The following is a 459-nucleotide window of genomic DNA, read 5'->3' on the forward strand; positions in this document are numbered from 1 at the left end:
ATCGGGGTGCGGATGACGGCTGCCGTGGATGCGTCCAAAACGGTGTACGGAAGGCTGGCCGTGAGTACTCACCCGGACCACTACCCCGGTGACCGCAAGGCCGAGTAGCGCTTCAAGGCGCTCTCCGAGGTGTACGCGGTGCTGGGCGACGACACCAAGCGCCGCGAGTACGACGAGATGCGGTCGCTGTTCGGCTCGGGGGCGTTCCGCCGGGGCGCCCGCCAGCCGGGCCAGCCCGGCGGGATGCCCTTCGACGTCTCCGACCTGTTCGGCGGGGGAACTCCCGGCGGAGGCGGTCGGTTCGCCGGGCGCAACATCTCCGACCTGTTCAGTTCGATCTTCACCGGCGGCCAGGGTGGCGGCACCGGCGGCGTTGCGCCCGGTCCGGCCCGCGGTCGGGTCGTCGGGACCGAGGTGGCGCTCCACTTCGACGACGAGGATCCGGGAGTTACCGTGCCG

At 71.2% G+C, this 459-nt stretch carries 1 pseudogene; it reads left to right on the plus strand.

Features of this window, described 5'->3' with window-relative positions:
• Positions 1-459 (plus strand): annotated as a pseudogene (locus JMF97_RS30695) (DnaJ domain-containing protein); the annotation flags it as partial.

It is taken from the genome of Micromonospora fiedleri, assembly GCF_016774385.1.
Taxonomy (GTDB): domain Bacteria; phylum Actinomycetota; class Actinomycetes; order Mycobacteriales; family Micromonosporaceae; genus Micromonospora; species Micromonospora gifhornensis.